At 67.5% G+C, this 17,652-nt stretch carries 17 protein-coding genes and 1 pseudogene; 8 read left to right on the top strand and 10 right to left on the bottom strand.

Annotated elements, in window-relative coordinates; genetic code table 11:
• Positions 1–9: 9 nt before the first annotated feature.
• From accC to AC1DFU_RS18765, 5 genes are all read right to left on the bottom strand, one after another.
• On the bottom strand, positions 10–1,377 hold the full coding sequence (gene accC, locus AC1DFU_RS18745) for an acetyl-CoA carboxylase biotin carboxylase subunit (RefSeq protein ID WP_092298690.1): 1,368 nt from the start codon (positions 1,375–1,377) through the stop codon (positions 10–12).
• 195 nt (positions 1,378–1,572) lie between these two features.
• The gene (accB, locus tag AC1DFU_RS18750) at positions 1,573–2,028 is read right to left on the bottom strand and encodes an acetyl-CoA carboxylase biotin carboxyl carrier protein (protein WP_092298693.1); all 456 of its coding nucleotides are present in this window, start codon (positions 2,026–2,028) and stop codon (positions 1,573–1,575) included.
• 141 nt (positions 2,029–2,169) lie between these two features.
• Positions 2,170–2,658 (bottom strand): type II 3-dehydroquinate dehydratase, encoded by a 489-nt coding sequence (aroQ, locus tag AC1DFU_RS18755; RefSeq protein WP_441592237.1) that lies wholly within the window; start codon positions 2,656–2,658, stop codon positions 2,170–2,172.
• A 212-nt stretch (positions 2,659–2,870) separates the two neighbouring features.
• Positions 2,871–3,425: a TlpA family protein disulfide reductase gene (locus AC1DFU_RS18760; protein ID WP_441592239.1), complete on the bottom strand. Its 555-nt coding sequence runs from the start codon at positions 3,423–3,425 to the stop codon at positions 2,871–2,873.
• Positions 3,426–3,461: 36 nt separating this feature from the next.
• Positions 3,462–4,154: a UDP-N-acetylmuramate--alanine ligase gene (locus AC1DFU_RS18765; RefSeq protein ID WP_441592241.1), complete on the bottom strand. Its 693-nt coding sequence runs from the start codon at positions 4,152–4,154 to the stop codon at positions 3,462–3,464.
• Positions 4,155–4,299: 145 nt separating this feature from the next.
• Between AC1DFU_RS18765 and mpl the strand changes: the two genes are divergently transcribed.
• The 7 genes and pseudogenes from mpl (at position 4,300) to mtgA (ending at position 11,918) form a co-directional block, all read left to right on the top strand.
• Entirely contained in the window at positions 4,300–5,673 is a 1,374-nt protein-coding gene (gene mpl / locus AC1DFU_RS18770; protein WP_441592243.1) for a UDP-N-acetylmuramate:L-alanyl-gamma-D-glutamyl-meso-diaminopimelate ligase, read from the top strand.
• A 24-nt stretch (positions 5,674–5,697) separates the two neighbouring features.
• The gene (locus tag AC1DFU_RS18775) at positions 5,698–6,315 is read left to right on the top strand and encodes a YqiA/YcfP family alpha/beta fold hydrolase (RefSeq protein ID WP_092298705.1); all 618 of its coding nucleotides are present in this window, start codon (positions 5,698–5,700) and stop codon (positions 6,313–6,315) included.
• Positions 6,312–6,884, top strand: a pseudogene (locus tag AC1DFU_RS18780) (chorismate--pyruvate lyase family protein); the annotation flags it as partial. The gene AC1DFU_RS18775 and the pseudogene AC1DFU_RS18780, both read left to right, overlap by 4 nt.
• A 168-nt stretch (positions 6,885–7,052) precedes the next feature.
• Positions 7,053–9,191, top strand: coding sequence for a ribonuclease catalytic domain-containing protein (locus tag AC1DFU_RS18785; RefSeq protein WP_092298711.1), 2,139 nt, complete (start codon positions 7,053–7,055; stop codon positions 9,189–9,191).
• 125 nt (positions 9,192–9,316) lie between these two features.
• A complete protein-coding gene (locus AC1DFU_RS18790) occupies positions 9,317–10,246 on the top strand; it encodes an energy transducer TonB family protein (RefSeq protein WP_092298984.1) in 930 nt (309 codons plus the stop codon).
• Positions 10,246–11,145: a shikimate dehydrogenase gene (gene aroE, locus AC1DFU_RS18795; RefSeq protein ID WP_092298714.1), complete on the top strand. Its 900-nt coding sequence runs from the start codon at positions 10,246–10,248 to the stop codon at positions 11,143–11,145. Before AC1DFU_RS18790 ends, aroE begins: the two co-directional genes overlap by 1 nt.
• Before the next feature lie 71 nt (positions 11,146–11,216).
• Positions 11,217–11,918 carry a monofunctional biosynthetic peptidoglycan transglycosylase gene (gene mtgA, locus AC1DFU_RS18800; RefSeq protein WP_441592375.1) on the top strand — a complete coding sequence of 234 codons (702 nt, stop codon included), beginning with the start codon at positions 11,217–11,219 and terminating at the stop codon, positions 11,916–11,918.
• A 36-nt stretch (positions 11,919–11,954) separates the two neighbouring features.
• Here the strand turns inward: mtgA and corA are convergent, their stop codons facing one another.
• On the bottom strand, positions 11,955–12,917 hold the full coding sequence (corA, locus tag AC1DFU_RS18805; RefSeq protein WP_092298717.1) for a magnesium/cobalt transporter CorA: 963 nt from the start codon (positions 12,915–12,917) through the stop codon (positions 11,955–11,957).
• A gap of 511 nt (positions 12,918–13,428) precedes the next feature.
• Complete coding sequence (locus AC1DFU_RS18810; protein ID WP_092298720.1) at positions 13,429–14,313, bottom strand: DMT family transporter; 885 nt, start codon at positions 14,311–14,313, stop codon at positions 13,429–13,431.
• A gap of 218 nt (positions 14,314–14,531) precedes the next feature.
• Between AC1DFU_RS18810 and pyrF the strand changes: the two genes are divergently transcribed.
• Entirely contained in the window at positions 14,532–15,350 is an 819-nt protein-coding gene (gene pyrF / locus AC1DFU_RS18815; protein WP_092298723.1) for an orotidine-5'-phosphate decarboxylase, read from the top strand.
• Positions 15,351–15,386: 36 nt separating this feature from the next.
• Here pyrF and AC1DFU_RS18820 read toward each other — a convergent pair whose 3' ends face one another.
• The 3 genes from AC1DFU_RS18820 to thiL all read right to left on the bottom strand — a co-directional run bounded on the left by AC1DFU_RS18820 (position 15,387) and on the right by thiL (position 17,569).
• Positions 15,387–15,884: a CinA family protein gene (locus tag AC1DFU_RS18820; RefSeq protein WP_092298726.1), complete on the bottom strand. Its 498-nt coding sequence runs from the start codon at positions 15,882–15,884 to the stop codon at positions 15,387–15,389.
• Between the two features lie 35 nt (positions 15,885–15,919).
• Positions 15,920–16,492 (bottom strand): phosphatidylglycerophosphatase A family protein, encoded by a 573-nt coding sequence (locus tag AC1DFU_RS18825; protein WP_092298728.1) that lies wholly within the window; start codon positions 16,490–16,492, stop codon positions 15,920–15,922.
• 99 nt (positions 16,493–16,591) lie between these two features.
• A complete protein-coding gene (thiL, locus tag AC1DFU_RS18830) occupies positions 16,592–17,569 on the bottom strand; it encodes a thiamine-phosphate kinase (protein WP_092298731.1) in 978 nt (325 codons plus the stop codon).
• Positions 17,570–17,652: the final 83 nt, after the last annotated feature.

Below are 17,652 nucleotides of genomic sequence, written 5' to 3' on the forward strand. Positions count from 1 at the left end.
GGCGGGGCCTCAGGCCTTCTCGCCCTTGGCCACGGCCTTCTGGGCCAGGCGGTGTTCAAGATAATGGATGCTGGTGCCGCCTTCGACGAAGTTGGCATCGAGCATCAGTTCGCGGTGCAGCGGCACATTGGTCAGGATGCCGTCCACCACCATCTCCGACAGCGCGATGCGCATGCGGGCGATGGCCTGGTCACGCGTGGCGCCGTACGTGATGATCTTGCCGATCATCGAATCGTAGTTAGGCGGCACGAAGTAGCCATCATACGCGTGCGAGTCCACCCGCACGCCGGGGCCGCCCGGCATGTGCCAGGCGGTGATGCGGCCCGGCGACGGCGTGAACTTGAACGGGTCCTCGGCGTTGATCCGGCACTCGAGGGCGTGGCCCTGGATCTGCACGTCCTTCTGGCGGAAGCGCAGCTTCTCGCCGTAGGCGATGCGGATCTGTTCCTGCACGATGTCGATGCCCGTGATCATCTCGGTGACCGGGTGTTCCACCTGCACGCGCGTGTTCATCTCGATGAAGTAGAACTCGTTGTTCTCGTACAGGAACTCGAACGTGCCGGCGCCCCGGTAGCCGATCTTCTTGCAGGCCTCGGCGCAGCGGTCGCCGATGCGCTCGATCAGGCGGCGCGGGATGTGCGGGGCCGGTGCTTCCTCGATCACCTTCTGGTGGCGGCGCTGCATCGAGCAGTCACGCTCGCCCAGCCAGATGGCTTGCCGGTGCTGGTCTGCCAGGATCTGGATTTCCACGTGGCGCGGATTCTCCAGGAACTTCTCCATGTAGACCTCGGGGTTGCCGAAGGCGCGGCCGGCTTCCTCGCGCGTCATGTTGACGGCGTTGATCAGCGCGGCCTCGGTGTGCACCACGCGCATGCCACGGCCACCACCGCCGCCAGCGGCCTTGATGATGACCGGATAGCCCACGCGGCGCGCGGTGGCCAGGATTTCCTTGGGGTCGTCGGGCAGGGCGCCTTCGGAGCCCGGCACGCACGGCACGCCGGACTTGATCATGGACTGCTTGGCGGACACCTTGTCGCCCATCAGGCGAATGCTGTCCGAGGTCGGGCCGATGAAGACGAAGCCGGACTTCTCCACGCGCTCGGCGAAGTCGGCGTTCTCCGACAGGAAGCCGTAGCCCGGGTGGATGGCCTGGGCGTCGGTGACCTCGGCGGCCGAGATGATGGCCGGCATGTTCAGGTACGACAGCGGGGACGGCGCCGGGCCGATACAGACGGCCTCGTCGGCCAGCTTGACGTACTTGGCTTCCTTGTCGGCTTCCGAGTACACCACCACGGTCTTGATACCCAGCTCGCGGCAGGCGCGCTGGATGCGAAGGGCGATTTCGCCCCGGTTCGCGATCAGAATTTTTTCAAACATGGTCTCTCTCTGCGAGAACGGGTGCCGGCCCGGCAAGTCGGGCCCCGGCGCGGGGCCGGTGTTGCAAAGCAGGGCGCCACGCGGCGGCCTGAAGCGTGCCAAGCATGGGGGAGCAGGGGCGATGCAGGCCCGCCCCGATCCCCGTGCCGGGGCCGATTGGGCGCGGGCGACGGGGGCGCGGCGGGCAGGCTCGCATCAGCCGATCACGAACAGCGGTTGGCCGTATTCGACGGCCTGGCCGTTCTCGACCAGGATTTCCTTGATCACGCCGGCCTTGTCGCACTCGATTTCGTTGAGCAGCTTCATGGCCTCGATGATGCAGACGGTCTGGCCTTCCTTGACGGTGTCGCCCACGTTCACGAACGGGGCGGCGCCCGGCGACGGTGCGCGGTAGAACGTGCCGACCATCGGCGAGGTGACGACGTGGCCCGACGGAACCTGGGCGGCTTCCGGTGCGGCGGCCGGCGCCATCGGGGCGACGGGGGCAGCGCCCGGCAGGGCCTGCATCTGGGGCATGGCCATCGGGGCGGCGATCACCTGGGGCGGCGCCTTGACGATGCGTACCTTGCCGTCACCTTCGGTGACTTCCAGTTCCGAGATGCCGGATTCGGCCACCAGGTCGATCAGCGTCTTCAGCTTGCGCAGGTCCATCTTCTTATCCTCCAGAATCGGGTTGTCCGGTCTCCTCCCGAGGGAAGGAAACGGCGGCGGTGAGTCATTGATTGGTCTGCCGCGCTGGCCGCGAGGCAGGGTCCGGGCATTCCTGATGCTGTGCCGACGCGCGGGCAGCCTTCAATCGCCCGGGGCCGCGGCCGTCTGCCCCAGCACGTATTCCAGCGCCAGCAGGTAACCCTGCCAGCCCAGGCCGCAGATCACGCCCACGGCCTGATCCGAGAAATACGAGTGATGACGGAACGGTTCGCGGCGATGCACGTTCGACAGATGTATCTCCACGAACGGGATCGCCACGGCGGCCAGGGCATCGCGCAGCGCCACGCTGGTGTGCGTATAGGCTGCCGGGTTGATGAGGATGAAGTCCACCCCCTCGCCGCGTGCTGCCTGGATACGATCCACCAGCGCCCCTTCATGGTTGGACTGGAACGTATCAAGATCCAGGCCAGCCGTGGCGGCGCGTTTTGCCAGCGCATCGTTGATGTCGGCGAGCGTCGTGTGCCCGTACGTCTGCGGTTCGCGCGTGCCCAGCATATTGAGGTTCGGTCCATGCAGGACCAGCACCTTCCGGTAGCGCGCGGCGCCGTTTTCGGCGGGAGTTGAAGACACGGTAGCTCGACCAGATCAACGAAATTGCGCGGAGATTACCGTAGCTTAGAGGGATTTGTCTAGCACGCGATACAAGGCCACGTGGCGTGGCCGGCGCATTTCAGAGTCTTCTCACGGAATTTGGTGTCCGCGCGCTCAGACTGGGGTGGTAGTCACCCCATTGAGCGGAGATCCCGGGCAGTTGGGCCGTGTTTCGGCCCAGAAGCCCGATTTCACGCGCCGGGCAGCACCTTGCGCAATTCCTCGGCGTGCACGCGGCCCATCTTGCGGTATTTCACCGAGCCGTCGGGGTTGATGACCACGGTATAGGGCAGGCCACCCTGCGCGTTGCCGAAACTGCGCGACAGCTCGGTGCCTGCGAACCCGGCCACGGCCAGTGGATAGGCCACCGGTACCTTCTTGAGGAACTGCTGGATATTGCTGGCCGAATCGATGCCGATGCCGACGAATTCGACGTTGCGCTGGGCATATTCGCCATGCAAGGCCGTCAACTCGGGCATTTCTTCCACGCACGGGCCGCACCAGGGCGCCCAGAAGTTCACCACCAGGGTCTTGCCGCGCAGCTTGGTCAGATCCAGTTCCACCCCGGCGGGGTCCGGCATCTTGGTCTGGAAGAAGGTCTCGACGGCCTGGTCGGCCACCGGCTTGGGAGATAACGCGAAATGACCGACGATGGCGCCGCCAGCGGCGGCCACGATGGCAACGACGAGCCACAGGCCCAGGCGGGAGCGGCGGATGGGGGTGGAGCCGGGTGCGGAGGCGGTCATCTGGGGGCGCTATCTATATAGAGAGGGTTCGGAGGATCAGGGCGCGGGCGGTTCGGCCGGCTCGGGGGTGCTGAGGGCGCGCACGGCGGCCAGGTCGGCACGCGCGACGCGCCCGCTGGCATCCGCCCGCACGGCGCCGCGTTCGTCGATGGCATCGTACAGCGCAATATGAATGCCGACCGGCGCGCCAAGTTCCGCGCGGACCTCGCCGGCCAGCGAGCGGCATTCGCGCGCCGCCGGCCATTGGCCGCGCCACAGGAAGCTCAGCGTCTCCACGTCGCCCCGGCCGGCGAAGTGCCGGCTTTCGCTGGTGTCGAAGTCCACGCCGGCGTTGAGCAGGTGCAGCGCGACGTCCTTGGGACTGTCGCAGAAGCATTGCAGATAGACATCGGAATGCTCGGTGGCCGTGCCGTTGAGCACCGCGCCGACCAGATAAGGCCGGAAACTGGCCAGGTCTTCCATCGCCAGCACGGCCAGCCGGCGCAGCAGCGCAAGGATGCGCGGCTGGCTCTCGGGATGGAACAGTGCCTGGTACGCGCGGACTTCTTCCTCGATCATGTCGTTATCAGGCAGCCATTCGCCGGCAACGCGCATGTCGCCGAGCAGCTGCTTGGCGGCCTTGCGCTTGGCGGTGGCGTAGTCGGCGCCGTCCTCGGCGATCATGCGGGCCGCGGCCTGGGCGATTTCCTCGCGTACGCGGGTCGGGTCGGGGATGTTGCGTCTGGACATGCCGCGATGATACGCCGCTTGCCTGGTCGTGGTGCCGGGCTTGGTGCCGCGGCCGGGTGTCGCAGTCCGGGCGGAGGGCTCGGGTACAATCGACCGCTATTCCGCCCGGCGCCCCGGGCGCACGCCATTTCCCCCGACGCATCCCATGCATATTCACATCCTCGGCATCTGCGGTACTTTCATGGGCGGCCTTGCGGTCCTCGCCCGGCAGGCGGGTCACCGCGTGACCGGCTGCGACGCCAACGTCTACCCGCCCATGAGCACCCAGCTGGAAGCCCAGGGCATCGACCTGATCGAAGGCTTCGACCCGTCCCAGCTCTCGCCGGAGCCGGACCTGTTCGTGATCGGCAACGTGGTGTCGCGTGGCAATCCGCTGATGGAAGCCATCCTCGATCGCAATCTGCCGTACGTCTCCGGCCCGCAATGGCTGGGCGAGCACGTGCTCAACGGCAAATGGGTGCTGGCGGTGGCCGGTACGCATGGCAAGACGACCACCACGTCGATGCTGTCCTGGATCCTTGAGGACGCTGGCTACAACCCGGGCTTCCTGGTCGGCGGCGTGCCACAAAACTTCGGTATCTCCGCGCGACTGACACCATCGGACTTCTTCGTCATCGAAGCCGACGAATACGACACAGCCTTCTTCGACAAGCGCAGCAAGTTCGTCCACTATCGCCCGCGCACGGCCATCCTGAACAACCTCGAGTTCGATCACGCCGACATCTTCCCGGATCTTGCCGCCATCGAGACGCAATTCCATCACTTGGTGCGCACCGTGCCGGGTCAGGGCCGCATCCTCGTGAACGGCGTGGAGCCGGCGCTGGCGCGCGTGCTGGAGCGCGGCTGCTGGAGCGAGGTCGAGCAGTTCGGCGTGGGCGACTGGAAAGAGAGCGATGCGCAGGCGCCGGCCCCGGCGGGCAAGGATGCCTTCGATGTCTGGTTCGGCGATGCGGTGCAGGGCACGGTCGTCTGGGACCTGCAAGGCACCCACAACCGCATGAACGCGATTGCTGCCATCGCCGCCGCCCGCCATGTGGGCGTGACGCCGGCGCAGGCCATCGAGTCGCTGGGTCGCTTCGCCAACGTCAAGCGCCGCATGGAAGTGCGCGGCGTGGCCAACGGCATCACGGTCTATGACGACTTCGCGCACCATCCCACGGCCATCCAGACCACGCTCGACGGCCTGCGCCGCCGGGTGGGCAACGCCCGCATCCTGGCTGTGCTGGAGCCGCGCTCCAATACGATGAAGCTCGGCGTCATGGCCGCGCAACTGCCGGCCAGCCTGGAAGGCGCCGATCGGGTGTTCGGCTACGGTGCGCCGGCGGGCAAGGACGCGCTGGGCTGGAACCTCGGTGAGGCGCTGGCACCACTTGGCGACAAGGCCGCCGCCTATCAGGACCTCGGCGAGCTGGTCGCGGCCGTCACGGCAGCCGCCCGCCCCGGCGACCATGTGCTCGTGATGAGCAATGGCGGCTTCGGCGGCGTGCATCAGAAGCTGCTCGACGCGCTCGCAGCCTGATCAAGAATCGACAAGGGTCCGACGATGCTGCTGTATCTGCACGGCTTCCGCTCCTCGCCGCAATCGTTCAAGTCGCGGCTTGTGCAAGAGCGGATGCGCGCCTGGGGCGTGGAGAAATATTTCGCCTGCCCCACGCTCAATGTCTCGCCGGCCCAGGCCATCGCCCAGGCCGAGGCCGCCATTCGGGGCGCCCGCGCCGGGGGCGAGACGGACATCGCCATCATCGGTTCGTCGCTGGGCGGCTTCTATGCGCGCTGGCTGGCCGAGCGCCATGGCTGCCGTGCGGTGCTGCTCAATCCGGCGATCCATCCGTGGACCGACCTGGAGAAGTACCTGGGCGAGCAGCCGCTGTATCACGGCGGCGGGTCGGTCGTGGTGGAGCGTAGCCACCTTCAGGAATTGCTCGATTTGCGTGTCGAAAAGATCACAAAACCAGCGCGCTATTACCTGCTGGCGGCGACTGGCGACGAGGTGCTCGACTACCGCGAGATGGTCGAAGCCTGCCCGGGTGCCCACATCCGCATCATCGAAGGCAGCGACCACGGCATCAGCGAGTTCGAAGACTACGTGGACGACGTGCTCGCTTTCTGCGGCTACGGCCCCGGCGGCAAGCTGCCCGCCTCCCGCCCGGACCCGGCATGAGCGATTCGCTGTACCGGACGCCGCGCACCGGCGCGTGGCGGGCGCATTTGCCGTTCGATGCCGACATCCCCTTCAACCTGCGCCGCTGGGTGATTGGCGAGGGCTCGCTGACCGCCCGGCTGATGGCCGCCTCCGCGCAGTTCCGCGTCAAGCGGCTCGCCCAGTCGCTCCAACGGCCGTTTGCCGATGAATGGCGGACCATCGGCCTGATCCGGCCCGTGCCGGCCATCACGCGCGAAGTGCTGCTTATCTGCGACGATGTGCCGGCCATCTTCGCCCATACCATCGTCGATCCGCACCACGCGCCGCGCGACTGGCCGTTCCTGCGCGGCTTAGGTGAGCGCCCGCTCGGTGGGGCGCTGTTTATCGATCCGCGCGTGCGGCGCGAGCCGTTCCAGTTTGCGCGGCTGCGTCCGGAGCATCCGCTGCGGCAGGCCCTGGCCCGCGTGGTGCCGGCCATGCAGGATGTGCCGATGCTGCCCGCGCGGCGCTCGGTGTTCCGGCGCGGCGGCGGCACCATGCTGGTGACCGAGGTCTTCCTGCCAGACCTGCTGCGCCGGCCTGCGCCGGCGGCGGTGCGGTATCATCCGGAGTCCGACCGGCCACATCTGCCGGACCCATTGCCATATGGCGGCCCACGGCGCCCATCCATCACGGGCGGTCCGTCGACTCTGCCCGGGAACCCGCTCCCACGCTCACGCGGTGACGGCGCCCGGCATTTCTGAAAGTACCGATCCATGCAGTTGCTGTTTGAAGAAGGCGGCGAAATTCGCGCCGGCACCGTGCTCGCCCAGCAGGGCGAGGCCTACCAGGTGGAATTGCCAGCAGGCAAACGCACCAAGGTGAAGGCGCGCGACGTGCTGCTGCAGTTTGCCCAGCCGTCGGCAATCGAAATGGTGCGGCAGACCGGCGACCTGACCGCCGACATCGACCTCGACTTCCTCTGGGAATGCGCGCCGGCCGAGGAATTCGGCTTTGCCGAGCTGGCCGCCGAATACTACGGCGCCGATGCCGGCCCGGTGCAGCAGGCCGCGCTGGCCATGGCGCTGCATGGCAACCCGGTCTATTTCCGCCGCAAGGGCCGTGGCCGCTACCTGCGCGCCCCGGAAGACCAGCTGCAGGCCGCGCTGGCCGCCGTCGAACGCAAGAAGCAGCAGGCGCTGGTGCAGGCCGGCTATGAAGACCAGCTCAAGGCGCGGACGCTGCCGGACGCGTTCCGGGGCAAGGTGCTGCAACTGCTGTTCAAGCCGGACAAGAACAGCCTCGAATTCAAGGCGATGGACGCCGCCTGCACGGCGCTCGGCATGACGCCGATGCGGCTGATGGTGGCCGTGGGCGGCGTGTCCAGCCCGCGCGCGCTGCACGAGGCCAAGTTCCTCTCCGAATGCTTCCCGAAGGGCACCGGCTTCCCGGACGTGGACGTGCCGGAGCCGGGCGGCGACCTGCCGCTGGCCGACGTGCAGGCGTTCTCGATCGACGATGTGACGACGACCGAGATCGACGACGCGCTGTCCGTCACCGAACTCGACGGCGGCAAGCTGCGCGTGGGTATCCACATTGCTGCGCCGGCGCTGGGCATCAAGCGTGGCGATGCGCTCGACGCCATCGCGCGGCATCGTCTGTCCACGGTGTACTTCCCGGGCGACAAGATCACCATGCTGCCGGACCCCATCGTGGAGCGCTACACGCTCCAGGAAGGGCGCACCTGCCCGGCGCTGTCGCTCTATGTGACGGTGGACCCGAACACACCGGACGGCATCGCCATCACCGCCAGCGAAACCCGCGCCGAGCGGGTGCCGATTGCCGCCAACCTGCGCCACAACCTGCTCGAGGACGTGGTGACCGAGGCCGCGCTGGCCAACGGCACCGGCGACTACCCGTTCCGCTCCGCGCTGACGCACCTGTTCCACCTGGCCAACCACCTGCATGACGAGCGCCAGCGCGCGCGCCTCGCCAGCGGGCTGCGGCCGGAGTCGCACAACCGGGCTGACTACAACTTCTATATCGATCAACTCGAAGGCGGCGCCGAGCGCGTGCGCATCGAGCAGCGCCGCCGGGGCTCCCCGCTGGACAAGATCGTGGCCGAGCTGATGATCCTGGCCAACAGCACGTGGGGCAAGCTGCTGGCCGACCACGGCGTGCCGGGCATCTATCGCACCCAGAAGGCGTGGGGCATGCACCGTACGCGGATGCAGACCTACCCGGCGCCGCATGAGGGGTTGGGCGTGGCGCAGTACGCGTGGAGCACCTCGCCGCTGCGCCGCTACGTCGATCTGGTGAACCAGTGGCAGATCCTGGCGGTGGCGCAGCATGGCGTCACGGCCAAGCTGGTGGCGCCGTTCAAGCCCAAGGATGCCGACCTGCTGGCCGCTGTGGCGGACTTCGAAGGCACCTATGCGGCCTATGCCGAGCACCAGTCGACGATGGAACGCTACTGGTGCCTGCGCTGGCTGGCCCAGGAAGGCCGCGAGAAGCTGATGGCGACCGTGCTCAAGGAAGGCGCGGTGCGCTTTACCGAGATTCCGCTGGTCACGCGCGTGGCGGAACTGGCGCAGGCGGCCCGGGGCACCCAGGTGCTGCTCGAGATTGCCTCGACGGACGAGATTTCGCTGGAAGTGTCGTGCCGCGTGCTTGAGGTCTTCGCCGGGGAAGGCGAAGTCCCCGAGGAAGAGCTGGAGAGCGACGAGGAGGCGGCGGAAGTGTCGGCCGAGGCCGCTGCCGAGGCGGCGGCCGAAGATGCGGCGGAAGCGGCTGCCGAGGGTGGCTCGGAAGGGGCGCCGGAAGGCCAGGAAACCCCGGCCGGGGAGGGCGCCGAGCCCGCCTCGGACGACGAGGCGTCGGCGCCACGCGACACCGGGGCCAGCCCGACGGCCTGACCCCTTCGGAAAAGCAATCCGCTCCCTTACAATCGAAGTCTGATCCGGCCAACCCCGCCTGCGGTGGGGTGGCCGCCCTTCGTATTCACTGTCTGCATTTCCGGACGCTCCCGCCCACCGCCATCGTGAACGCCGTTCTTGTTGCTCCCCGCCATCCCCTGCAGTGGTGGCATTCCAGCGGCACGCTGGCCAAGGCGCTGGCCGTGTCGGTGGCCATTCACGCGCTGATCCTGATGGTGCGGATTGCCGCGCCCGAAGTCTTCGAGATCAAGCGGTCCGATCCGCAGCTCGACGTGGTGCTGGTCAACTCCAAGTCCGCCGAACGCCCCCGCAACCCGACCGTGCTGGCCCAGGCCAACCTGGACGGCGGCGGCGACCACGACGCCCAGCGTGCCACCACGCCGCTGCCGGCGCAGACCGAGTCCAAGGATGGCGACCTGATGCGGCTGACGCAGCGCCGCATCGAGCAACTGGAAGAAGACCAGCGCCGGCTGATGACGCAATCGCGCGAAGCCGCGCCGAGCGTGCGCAGCCAGCCCGTGAAGCCGGGCGAACAGCGGCAGCCGGCCCCCACGCGTGGCCAGGACGACCGCACCGCCGTGACCGAGATGGCACGGCTGGAGGCCGAGATCGGCCGGAACCTGGAGCAGTACGCCAAGCGGCCCAAGCGCATGCAGCTGACCGCGACCAGCGCGCAGGGCGTGGACTACGCCCAGTATTACGACCGCCTGCGCCGCAAGATCGAGACGCGCGGCACGAGCGACTTCCCCCAGCGCAATGGCAAGCCGCTGTACGGCCAGCTGATCCTGGTGATCAACGTCAACCGGCTCGGCAAGCTCGGCTATAACCGCGACGGCTACAACGTCGAGTCCATCGACGTGGCCAAGAGTTCGGGCGACCCCGCGCTGGACCGCCAGGCCGTGGCCATCGTGCGCGCCGCCGCGCCGTTCGGCGCCTTTACCCCGGAAATGCAACAGCGCCAGGACATCCTGGAAGTCATTTCCACGTTCAAGTTCACGCGGAGCGGGCTCGACGTCCGCCTGCAACCCCGTTGATGACCACAGACCTGACTTCCCAGCCGAACCCGCCCGTGCAGCAAGACCGCTACGTGGTGGTGGGCAACCCCGTTTCGCACAGCCGCTCGCCGGCCATCCACGCCGCCTTCGCGCGCCAGACCGGCGAAGCCGTGCAGTACGACCGCCTCGAAGCACCGCTCGGCGCCTTTGCCGACACGGTGCGCCGCTTCCTGGCCGAAGGTGGCCACGGCTTCAACGTGACCACCCCGTTCAAGCTGGAAGCGTACGACCTGGCCGACCGCCTGACCCCGCGCGCCGAAGCCGCGGGCGCGGTCAATACGATGTGGATCGAGGACGGCCTGATCCATGGCGATAACACCGACGGCGTGGGCCTGGTCCGCGACATCCAGGACAACCTGGACGTGCTGCTGGAAGACAAGCGCATCCTGCTGCTCGGCGCCGGTGGCGCGGCCATGGGAGCGATGCTGCCGCTGATCGAGTGCCGTCCGGCGCGGATCGTGGTGGCCAATCGCACCGCTTCCAAGGCGAGCGATATGCTCGAGGAATTCGTCGAAGCGGCCGACCAGTACAACGTGGAACTGTGGGGCGGTGGGCTGGACGCGCTGTCCGCCCTGAGCGAGGAAGAGCGCTGCGACGTGGTGATCAACGCCTCGTCGAGCAGCCTCCAGGGCGAAGTGCCGCCCGTGCCTGACTACCTGCTGGGCGAGGGCGTGCTGGCCTACGACATGATGTACGGCGCCCGTCCGACCGTGTTCCTGGCCTACGCCGCCCAATGGGGCGCGCGCACCAGCGACGGCCTGGGCATGCTCGTGGAGCAGGCCGCCGAGGCGTTCTACAACTGGCGCGGCGTGCGGCCCAACACTGTCCCCGTTCTCGCGGAATTGCGAGCCGGGCTCCAGGCCGAAGCCGCCCGCTGAGGCCACCCGGCTTGGCGCGCCAGCGGACTTCCTCCCGATCGCCGGCGCGTGCCGGCAGCGCGGCCAATCCGCTGCGCTGGCTCGGCTATCTCGCCGGCTGCCTGGTGGCGGGCGTGCTGGCGATGCAGCTCTACTTCTTCCTCCAGATTGCCGCGTGGCAGGTCGTGAACCCATCGTCCACGACCTTCATGCGCGCCGAGCGCTGGCGGCTCTGCGGCGCCAATGTCTGGAGTTGCGGGGTCGAGCGCGAGTGGGTGCGCTACGACGACATCTCGCGGCACCTGAAGCGCGCGGTCATCGCCAGCGAGGACGCGGATTTCGTCAATCATCCCGGCTACGACCTCGACGCGATGCTGACCGCCTGGGAGCGCAACAAGCAGCGCGGGCGCATCGTGCGCGGCGGGTCGACCATCACGCAGCAGCTCGCCAAGAACCTGTTCCTGGCGCCCGAGCAGCACTACCTGCGCAAGGGCCAGGAGCTGGCCATCACGTGGATGCTCGAGTTCTGGCTCGACAAGCAGCGGATCTTTGAGATTTACCTGAATTCGGTGGAGTGGGGCGAGGGCGTCTTCGGTGCCGAGGCCGCCGCCCAGCACTACTTCCACACCTCGGCCGCCAAGCTAGGCGTCGGGCAGGCCGCGCGGCTCGCGGCGGCGCTGCCGGCGCCGAAATGCTTCGACAAGAAGACATATTGCGCCAACGTGCACGTCAACTTCCGCGTCAAGGCGTCGATCATCGCGCGCCGCATGGGCGCGGCCACGCTGCCGGACTAGCGCTTCCGGCAACGGGCGCTGGCGCTGGCACTGACTTCAGCTCAGCCAGCCCTTGCGGCGGAAGTAGATCAGTGGAATCGCCGCCGACACGGCCATCAGCGCGATGGCCCACGGGTAGCCCGCGGCCCAGTCCAGTTCCGGCATCAGCTTGAAGTTCATCCCGTAGATGCTCGCGATCAACGTCGGCGGCATCAGCGCTACCGACACCACCGAGAACAGCTTGATGATCTTGTTCTGGTTGATGTTGATGAAACCGACCGTCGCATCCATCAGGAAGTTGATCTTGTCGAACAGGAACGCGGTGTGGTTTTCGATGGAGTCGATGTCGCGCAGGATCTGGCGGGCCTCGTCCTGCTGCTCGGCGGACAGCAGCTGGCTGCGCATCAGGAACGACACCGCGCGGCGCGTATCCATGACGTTGCGGCGAATGCGGCCGTTCAAGTCTTCCTCGCGGGCGATGGTTTCCAGCACGTCGGCGGCGGCGGCATCGGTCACGTTCTCGGCCAGCACCCGGCGGCTGGCTTCCTCCAGCCGCTCGTAGATCTCCTCGATGGAGTCGGCGGAGTACTCGGCGTCGGTGGCGTACAGGTCCATCAGCACGTCCTTGGCATTGCGCACCGAACCCGGCCGCATGCGCGCGCGCAGGCGCACCAGCCGGAACACCGGCAGATCCTCGTCGTGGATGGAGAACAGCACGTCGCGCGTGAGCACGAAGGCCACGCGCACGTTGCGCGACGCCTCGTCCTCGGCCAGCAGGAAATCGGTGCGGATGTGGATGTTCTCGTCCTCGCCCTCGAAATACCGGGCGGACGCTTCCAGGTCACCGAGGTCCTCGAGTTCCGGCAGGACGACGTTATAGGCTTCCTTGATCCATGCCAGCTCCTCGTCGTCGGGGCTGACGACGTCGATCCAGATGGGCTTGTGCTGCAGCAGCTCATTGCGCTCGTCGACCTGCTCCTGGGCAAGCCGGCCTTTCTGCAGGACGAACAGGTTGATCATCCCTGGGTTCCTTGTTACTGATGGCGCGGTTGTCGATGCATCGAAGACAGGCGCAGGCAAGGCAAGCCAGCCGGGTGACCATGGCGCGGCCACGGGCAAGCGTGATCGCGCTGCGGACGGCCGCAACAAAGCGGCGCGCGGGCAAGGCGATGGCGTTTGCCTGGGTTTGGCTGGCTGGCCGGGAGAGGGAAGATCCGAAGCGCGACACGGCAGTCAGGGCGACGGCCGCAGGGGGAAACGGAAAGACACTCACCCGCAGGTGTCTGCGGGCAAGGACGTCGATAAGCAAGGGCAGGGCCCCGCGGATCGTCGTTACGCAGCCCGCAGTGACATGGCATCCGACGATGTCGCGGTACGACCGCGGCAACTCGAACACCCGATGCTACTGCCCACGTACTTTCTCCGGGATTCTGATGGCCGCGAGTGTAATCCAACGCAGGGGGGCTTGTTAAGCGAAATCTCATCCCGCGCGCCACCCGTTGCGCGCCGCGAACGCCGCCCTACGTTTGGCTTACAGGCGGCGGCGCAGCAGCGGGGCCAGCATCACCGAAGACAGCGCCGCGAACATCAGCACGATGGCCGCGTAGTCCTGCCAGTGCGGCGTCTCGCCGAGCAGCCACATGCCCGAGAAGACCCCCACCACGGGGATGAACATGATCGACAGGCTGGACACCACCGGCGGCAGGCTGCGCGCCAGCGCGAACCAGACCAGGTGGCAGTAGGCGAAGACCACCACGGCGTTATAGGCGATGGCGCCCCATTCCACGGCCGTGGGCATGCGCCAGCCCGACTCCAGCAGCAGCGTGCCGAGGCCCAGGAAGGGCAGGGTGATGGCCAGCATCCAGAACGTGAGCGCGCCGATGGGAATATCCACCTGGGTCCGCTTCATCAACTGGGTGCCGAGGCCCCAGCCGGCCGCCGCCACCAGCATCAGCAAGGTGCCGGCCGGGCTGCCGGTGAGCGCGGCGATCTCGCCCGACAGCAGCAGCACCGTGCCGGCCAGCGCGCAGGCAATGCCGATCCAGGCGGACAGGGCGATGCGGTCCCGGAACAGCACCAGCCCCCAGACCACGGCCCAGATCGGCATGGTGTAGCCGAGGATGGCCGCGCGGCCCGAGGACAGCATCTTGACCGCGCAGATCGCGAACAGGTGCCAGATCACCATGTTCGGGATGGCTAGCTTGATCACCATCGGCCAGCTGGCGCGCGGTACGTGGAGGGATTCCCCGCGCAGCTTCAGCGCCAGTCCCAGCGCCACCAGCCCGCCGGCCATGCAGAGCAGCCGGAAGCCCATGGCCGGGAAATGGGCGACGCCCACCTTCATGATGGGCCAGTTGATGCCCCAGGCGAGCGTGAGGATGACGAGCAGGACGATGCCGCGGCGATCGAGGGTCATGGGAGGCGAGACGGGATTTGGCGACGTAGCGAGGTCGCTCTTATTAAGCGGGAGCGCAAAACCCGAAAACGATAGCACGCAACGGGTAAAATTGCGCCAACGCCATATATCGTGCGCCGCACCGCGCTGCCGGCGCCCCGCGACAACCGGCCGGCGCGCCGCCGCGTTATCCTTGGATAACGTCCGGCCCCCGGGCCTTACCCAACATCGAGCATCCCATGACTTTCACCGAGCAGCTGTCCGCCGCATGGCAGCGTAACGATTCCCTGCTGTGCGTCGGCCTCGATCCGGACCCGGCCAAGCTGCCGCTGTCCCTGACCAGCACGGGCGGCGCGATTTTCTCGTTCTGCCGGGAGATCGTCGACGCCACGGCCGACCTGGTCTGCGCCTTCAAGCCGCAGATCGCCTATTTCCATTCGCAGCGCGCCGAGGACCAGCTCGAGCAACTGATCGAGTACATCCACGATGCCCACCCGGGGATTCCGGTGATCCTGGATGCCAAGCGCGGTGACATCGGCTCCACGGCCGAGCACTACGCCGTGGAGGCGTTCGAGCGCTACCGCGCCGATGCGGTCACGGTCAGCCCGTACATGGGGTTCGATTCGATGTCGCCGTACCTGGCGCATCCGGGGCGGGGGGTGATCGTGCTGTGCCGGACCTCCAACCCGGGCGGCTCGGACGTGCAGTTCCTGCAGGTCGACGGCAAGCCGCTCTACCAGGTGGTGGCCGAGGCCGCGCGCGAGCGCTGGAATACTAACGGGCAGATGGGACTGGTGGTCGGCGCCACGTTCCCGAATGAAATCGCCAAGGTGCGCCAGATCGTGGGTGACATGCCGCTGCTGATTCCGGGCATCGGCGCGCAGGGCGGGGACATCGAGGCCACGGTGAAGGCCGGCCGCACCGCCGACGGCACCGGCATGATGATCAATTCCTCGCGCGCCATCCTGTACGCGAGCCGTGACAAGGATTTCGCCACGGCCGCCCGGAATGTGGCGTTGCAGACGCGCGAGACCATCAACCGCTATCGTCACGGTTAAGCGACGATCAGCGTGATAGCCGCCGGAGCGGGCAGCTTACTGCTCGTTTCGGATCAATTCGAAGAGGCCGCGCATGGCATGCTCCGCGGCCTGGCGGCGGATCTGGGCGCGATCGCCCTTGAACCGCTGCGTCTGCGTCAGCGTGGTAACGCGGTTGCTCCAGCCGAAACAGACCATGCCGACGGGCTTTTCCGGCGTGCCGCCGCCCGGGCCGGCCACGCCGGTAATCGCCAGCGACACCTGCGCGCGGCTGTTCAGCAGCGCGCCCTCGGCCATGGCATGGGCCACTTCCTCGCTGACCGCGCCATGATCGCGGATCAGCTTCGCCGGCACCCCCAGCATCGTGGACTTGGCTTCGTTCGAATACGTGACGAAGCCGCGCTCGAACCAGCCCGACGACCCGGCCACATCGGTGATCGCGGCGGCGACGAGGCCGCCGGTGCACGATTCCGCCGTGGCAAGCATCAGCGAATGTTCCGCAAGGACGGATCCGGCCTGGATGGCAAGCTGGTCAAGCAGGCGACTGACGGACATATCGACGAATCCTTATTTGACGATGCGATGCCCGCTCAGAACGAGCGCCAGAGCGCGAACACGAGCAGGGTGTAGAAGGCCGCGAAGATGTCGTCGAACATCACGCCAAACGCGCCGAGCAGGCCGGGGCCCTTGAGCGTGCGGTCGTAGTAGGCGATGGGTGCGGGTTTGGCGATGTCGAACAGGCGGAACCACAGGAACGCCGCGAACTGGCCCCAGAAGCCGGTGGGGGTGACGAACAGCAGCACCAGCCAGAACGCCACGATCTCGTCCCAGACCATACTGCCATGGTCATACACGCCCATATCGCGCGCGGTACGCCGGCACGCCCAGATGCCGACGAGGAAACCGCCGGCGATGATCCAGAGCCACGTGGACGGCTCGATCCACATCGAGATCACAACGAACGACAGCCAGCCGTACAGCGTGCCGACCGTGCCCGGGCTGACCGGCGACAGCCCCGAGCCAAAGCCGAGTGCGATGGCGCGTGCGGGATGGCCGAGCATGAAGCGCGCGGTGGGGCGCGTGACGCGCGCGGTTTGTCCCGCTTCCAGCGTGACGGGGGGAACAGGGTCGCGCGGCGCGGCCCCGGGAGGATAGGCGGACATCAGGAGTTGGCTCGTCTGTCTTGCTTTTGTCATATGGCGCGCGGCGGTGGCTCCCGCCGAGCGCATGGCGGCATCATGACATGGCTCGTGCGCGAAGTGTCAGGAAGCGAAGTGGTCGAACGCGGTGCCGCTGAAGGCGTAGGGGTTGCCGTCACCATCCACCAGGCGCAGGCCCGGCTCCGGTGTGATGCTGCCGGCACGCGTCAGCGGCAGGCCGAGTTGCCGGGAGATGCCGGCGATGGCTTCGCGCGCGCCGACGGGCGCCGTGAAGCACAGTTCGTAGTCATCGCCGCCGGCCAGTACGCATTCGCGCTGGCGCGCCAGCGGCTGGGCGCCGAGCACTTCGGAGCGAGGCAGCGCATCCACGTCGATGATCGCGCCCAGCGCCGACCGGGTGAGGATATGGCCGAGGTCGCCGATCAGCCCGTCCGAGATATCGAGCGCGGCATGGGCGATGCCACGCAGCGCCATGCCCAGCGCCACGCGCGGGGTGGGGGTGTCCATGCGCGGCCGGATGATCGTGAAATCCGGCTCGGGCAGCAGCCATTCGCCGCGGCAGTCGCCCAGCGCGAGGCGGGCGTCGCCAAGGGTGCCGGAGATCCAGATATCGTCGCCGGGGCGCGCCGCGTCGCGGCGCAGCGCCTGACGGCCGGGCACATCGCCGAACACGGTAATCGACAGCGTAAGCGGTCCCTTGGTCGTATCGCCGCCGATCAGCTCGCAGCCGTGGGCATCGGCCAGCGCCAGCATGCCGGCGGCCAGTTCGGCCAGCCAGGCGGGGTCCGCCTCGGGCAAGGCGAGCGCGAGCGTGAAGGCGCGTGGTTCGGCGCCCATCGCGGCAAGATCGGAGAGGTTGACCGCCAATGCCTTGTGGCCGAGCGCACGCGGGGGCACATCGGGGAAGAAATGGCGGCCGCTGACCAGCATGTCGGTGCTAATGGCCAGTTGATGGCCCGGACGGCCCTCGATCAGTGCGCAATCGTCGCCTACGCCCAACGCGGCCTTGTGGACCGGGCGGGTGAAGAACTGGCGGATCAGGTCGAATTCGGAAAGCGGGGCGCTGGCGGGGTCCGGCATGGGGGATGGGCGTTTGGCGAAAAAAGCCGTGGGAGATTACCGGTGGTCAAGCCCTTCGGCATGCGGCATATTGTACCGAAACG

This window comes from Cupriavidus sp. 10L45 (assembly GCF_056395225.1).

Excerpts from the sequence above, each read along its gene's own strand:
- accC (WP_092298690.1), bottom strand. The coding sequence starts at position 1,377 with ATGTTTGAAAAAATTCTGATCGCGAACCGGGGCGAAATCGCCCTTCGC.
- accB (WP_092298693.1), bottom strand. The coding sequence starts at position 2,028 with ATGGACCTGCGCAAGCTGAAGACGCTGATCGACCTGGTGGCCGAATCC.
- AC1DFU_RS18760 (WP_441592239.1), bottom strand. The coding sequence starts at position 3,425 with ATGACCGCCTCCGCACCCGGCTCCACCCCCATCCGCCGCTCCCGCCTG.
- AC1DFU_RS18765 (WP_441592241.1), bottom strand. The coding sequence starts at position 4,154 with ATGTCCAGACGCAACATCCCCGACCCGACCCGCGTACGCGAGGAAATC.
- mpl (WP_441592243.1), top strand. The coding sequence starts at position 4,300 with ATGCATATTCACATCCTCGGCATCTGCGGTACTTTCATGGGCGGCCTT.
- AC1DFU_RS18775 (WP_092298705.1), top strand. The coding sequence starts at position 5,698 with ATGCTGCTGTATCTGCACGGCTTCCGCTCCTCGCCGCAATCGTTCAAG.
- AC1DFU_RS18785 (WP_092298711.1), top strand. The coding sequence starts at position 7,053 with ATGCAGTTGCTGTTTGAAGAAGGCGGCGAAATTCGCGCCGGCACCGTG.
- aroE (WP_092298714.1), top strand. The coding sequence starts at position 10,246 with ATGACCACAGACCTGACTTCCCAGCCGAACCCGCCCGTGCAGCAAGAC.
- corA (WP_092298717.1), bottom strand. The coding sequence starts at position 12,917 with ATGATCAACCTGTTCGTCCTGCAGAAAGGCCGGCTTGCCCAGGAGCAG.
- AC1DFU_RS18810 (WP_092298720.1), bottom strand. The coding sequence starts at position 14,313 with ATGACCCTCGATCGCCGCGGCATCGTCCTGCTCGTCATCCTCACGCTC.
- pyrF (WP_092298723.1), top strand. The coding sequence starts at position 14,532 with ATGACTTTCACCGAGCAGCTGTCCGCCGCATGGCAGCGTAACGATTCC.
- AC1DFU_RS18820 (WP_092298726.1), bottom strand. The coding sequence starts at position 15,884 with ATGTCCGTCAGTCGCCTGCTTGACCAGCTTGCCATCCAGGCCGGATCC.
- AC1DFU_RS18825 (WP_092298728.1), bottom strand. The coding sequence starts at position 16,492 with ATGTCCGCCTATCCTCCCGGGGCCGCGCCGCGCGACCCTGTTCCCCCC.
- thiL (WP_092298731.1), bottom strand. The coding sequence starts at position 17,569 with ATGCCGGACCCCGCCAGCGCCCCGCTTTCCGAATTCGACCTGATCCGC.